Origin of the sequence: Mesorhizobium sp. M7A.F.Ca.CA.002.15.2.1 (assembly GCF_003998715.1) — a bacterium.
GTDB lineage: Bacteria > Pseudomonadota > Alphaproteobacteria > Rhizobiales > Rhizobiaceae > Mesorhizobium > Mesorhizobium ciceri.
In genome coordinates this window covers 1-3,796 of record NZ_RZPI01000563.1, presented here as the reverse complement: position 1 = coordinate 3,796, position 3,796 = coordinate 1, and the positions used below count along the sequence as shown (strand labels likewise).

5 protein-coding genes are annotated in these 3,796 nt (G+C 61.7%); all 5 read right to left on the bottom strand.

Going from position 1 to position 3,796, the window contains the following annotated elements:
- On the bottom strand, nucleotides 1-79 hold a 79-nt coding region (locus ENZ74_RS25095; protein WP_164761191.1), incomplete at its 3' end, for a hypothetical protein.
- Nucleotides 80-146: 67 nt separating this feature from the next.
- Nucleotides 147-1,001, bottom strand: coding sequence for a family 16 glycosylhydrolase (locus tag ENZ74_RS25090; RefSeq protein WP_024501832.1), 855 nt, complete (start codon nucleotides 999-1,001; stop codon nucleotides 147-149).
- Nucleotides 1,002-1,155: 154 nt separating this feature from the next.
- Complete coding sequence (locus tag ENZ74_RS25085; RefSeq protein ID WP_024501833.1) at nucleotides 1,156-1,551, bottom strand: hypothetical protein; 396 nt, start codon at nucleotides 1,549-1,551, stop codon at nucleotides 1,156-1,158.
- Between the two features lie 290 nt (nucleotides 1,552-1,841).
- Entirely contained in the window at nucleotides 1,842-2,864 is a 1,023-nt protein-coding gene (locus ENZ74_RS25080) for a glycosyltransferase (RefSeq protein WP_013528112.1), read from the bottom strand.
- Between the two features lie 91 nt (nucleotides 2,865-2,955).
- The coding region (locus ENZ74_RS25075; protein WP_127313057.1) for a nucleotidyltransferase family protein at nucleotides 2,956-3,796 on the bottom strand (841 nt) is incomplete at its 5' end.

Below are 3,796 nucleotides of genomic sequence, written 5' to 3'. Positions count from 1 at the left end.
CCACCTGGTGCCCGACTTCGGCAAGCACCGCCGCCTGCACGAGGCCGACATAGCCAATTCCAAACACCGTCAAATTCATTCGGTTTCATTCCCATGCAAGGCAGCGGACCGTTTTCGGCCCCGCCGGTTCAAATCGACTTTCCCAACTACTTTACACTGCATGCCAGCGATTCCGGAAATTGACAGGGTTCGCCGAGCGCCGTGAAGGCGACCCGCTCGACCTGCAGGGAAAGCTTGCGGCCCGGATCCGCGAACGCTCCCATCCAGCCCTTCATCGTATCGCTGCCCCAAAAGCTGAAGAATATCTTCTGTGCATGGCTGGGCAGCTTCGCCGGGTCGGTAATCGTGTTCACCAGTTGGCCGTTGACGTACCATCGCAAGCTGTCCTTCTGCCAGACGAAGGCGTAGTCGTTGAAGGCCTTCTCCGTGCCGCCCGGTACGTCGACCAGTTTCTCGTTCTTGCCCTTGCCCGCGATATAGGCGTTGACCTGCACCTTGGAGGTGTCCTTGGTCAGGACCTCGAAGTCGATCTCGTCCCAGGGCTGCTTGTCGCTTGGACCGATATAGGTGAAGAACGCGGCGTTGAGGCCGGAGCCGGTATCGGTCTTCAGCCGTGCCTCATAGGTGCCATAGCCGAAGCGCTGCTTGGTCTGGATCTCGCCGCAGACGTAGTCGCGATCCTTCAGCGTCTGCTTTTCGAAGCCGAGCGACAGCACACCATTCGACAGTTCGACCATATTTTTCGACCAGGTGCAATTCTGATGGCTGCCGTTGTTCCAGCCGTCGGAAACATACCAGCGCGTGCGGTCGAAGCTTTTGAAATCATCGACAAAGGACGGCGATGTCGGAATGTCCTGGGCATGGGAAGGGGTTGCCAGGAAACCGCCAAGAGCAGCCAGCAGCAACGCACCGAGCGACCCCAGCCGCCGGGCGGCTTGTCCGGTCCGATATGCGAGAGGCGGTGCGTCAATTGCCGTCGTAGGTTTCGGATTCCAATTCATACCAAACTCACCTTTGCGCTGTGTGTCCCCAACCCAAAGTCGACGTTCGAACCGCTCCTGCACGGGCCAACCTTGACCTTCCTTGTGACCCTCTCGATTGCTTCTGCTTCCCGCCTTGCATCAAATCTGTTGCAACAGTTCCGAGCCTTCACGTTCAACCTCTGCCGGCGCCTGCCGGCCAGGCGAATTCCGCCGCGGCGGCCGAGGAGGCATCCTCGTCAAAGACCGTATCCAGCGAATGACGGAGCTCTTTCATCATGCCGTCCTGGCGCGACAGCGCCGCGATGCGGCGCTCGCAATTCAGGATCGACTGTGTCAGTGCGCTGACTTCCGAAGACCGCTTGTCGGAAGCAGAGCCGTTTTCCATCGCTTCGACCAGAAAGGCGGCGTTGGTCGACGTCGTCCGGTAGCGATTCTCAAGCCCGGTTCTCTCGGCCTCGATCTCGGCCGCAATCTGCTCGAACAGCTTTGCCAGACGATCAAGACGTGAAACATCGGCCTGACGGTCGCGGGCCGGATCCCTTGATCTGAAACCGAATATCGAGGCCATGAACTCAGGTTCCCGTCATCGCCGGCTTGTGGGCCGGGCTTCTGGCCGCTCCCCGCAGCCGGGGCTCAAAAACTCGTGTTGCGTTGTCGTGCTCCTTTTGAGGGAGAGACATCAGACCAATCCGATCGGGGGCCAAGTTCGGCTGGTCGTCCACTATGCTGCACCGCAACATAGACTGCCATCGTCGGAGCCGCGAGGCAACCACCCAATTCGTAAACTCATAAATCCGACCGAAATGGTTTGCGTGATGACATGCCGCGAGTGGACAAATCGCTGCATCGGGACCGCTCTCAGCGTTCCTTGCCCGTGCTGGTTCCGGCCATCAGAAAGCGCAGCGGCGGCACAGGCTTTTGGCTGGACACAAGGCCGACACGACGAAACAGCGCCTCGAGCTTGTCGGAAGCCACGCCCTGGACGATGGGGACGAGGTTGGACAGGCTGGCGAAGGCGTAAGCCGCAGCCGAGCCCAGCCCCCGCTCGGCCTTGACGTCAAGGAAATTACGCAGCCGATATTTGTCGCGCACGTGCCGTTCATGCCGCCGCAGCACCGCCTTCGAGCCTTCCGGCAGGCTGTCGATCGCCAGCAGCGCCAGATCCGCATCGGCCAAACGCTTCAAGTCCTGGGTCTTGTGGCGGCCGCTCAGGGAATCGGCGCGGACGATGGCGCCGTAGCCGCAGGAGCGAATGACCTTGAACCGCGCCCCGCATGCGACCGCGCGGGCGTAGAGTTCATAGTCCTCGCCCAGCCGCAGGCTCTCGTCGTAGCTCAACCCATGGCGGTCGAGGAAGGCACGGCTGATCACCGGCTTCAAAAAGCCCAGTTCGCCCCTCTGCACGCGGCGCCTGGAGATGTTGCCTTCGACGAAACGCTCGAAATCGAGGAATTCCGGATCGGCGGCAAATTGCGGCGCGACGATTTTCGTCGCGTCGCCTGTCGCATCATCCCTGATCAGCATGATGTTGTCGGCGGCGAAATCCCAATCGGCGCCGGCAAACAGGTTGCGAAACCGGCCTTCGAGGAAGAAATCGTCGGCATCGAGAATGCTGATGAACGGCGATTTCGAGCCGGCGATGGCTGCGTTGCGGGCAAAGGAGGGGCCGCGATTGACATCGAGGCGCATCACGGAGAGCCGCCCGCTGCCATCATCGGCGGATCGTGCGACACCGGCGGTGTCGTCGGTGGAGGCATCGTCGACGACCACGACCTCCGCCACTTCCGGTTCGCGCAATGCGGATGCGATGGCGACGGCGATTGTCGCTGCGGCGTTTTTTGCCGCGATGATCACGCAGACCTCGGATTTCGTCATCGACATGGATTTGCCTCTCGTACAGGTAATATCGATTTGCCCTCGCCCCGTACTCGTTCGATGCACTACAGAATTGCCATCAGCATCCAATTTACCCTCAGCGACTCGCCGGCCGCTCGAAGATGCGGCGGCTGATATCGGCGGACGCCGCCCAGCCTGCTTCGGCCAGATAGCGGACCGGCGCGCGGCCGCACAGTTCCCAAAGCACCGTTCGCCGCTGCGGCCACCGCAGCGACGGCAGCCACGGCGCGATGACCATGCTGAGCAGATCCTCATTGCCGATGCGCGGCAGGATCCTGGTCGCGCGCTGCGACAGCAGCGTGCCGGCACCGCCGAGTAGCACGTCGGCGGCGCGCAGGCCAAGCAGCAGCGTGTCGTCCAGACCTTGCGCGGTAGCGGCATCGAGCAAACGCTGCTGATCCGCCTCGTCGAGGCGGCCGGCGCTGGCGCCGATATCACAGACGTATCCGGCGCAGGGTTCCCGGTTGAAAAGTGCCTTGGCGACGCTGATGCAGGACAAAAGCAATGTATCGGCCACCGAGGTGAACGGCACCGTCGCACCGGCGATTTCGACCTGTCGCTTGCGCCGCAGGAACCCGTCCGCGTCGCGCGGGCTTGGCGAGCCGGGCTGCTGGAGGCGGTAGTGGAGATCGACGGTGGACGACCTCGGCCCGTCGTCCCGGGTCATGTGCTGTTCGCCGAGGAAGCGGACCCACCAGACGGAGCTCGACTTGCCTGATACCTCATAGCCGATCTTGCGAAGCGCATCACGCGCCCTGAAAAATCCGAGCGGCGAAACCAGGATGTCGACATCGCCCGAGGGCTTCATAAAATGGTCGTCGTAGAGAAGTTGCTGCTGGAACGGACCCTTCAGAAAAACGAAATCGATCTCGCTGGCGCGCAGCACGTCCTGGATCGCCATCGAATCCATGATGCAG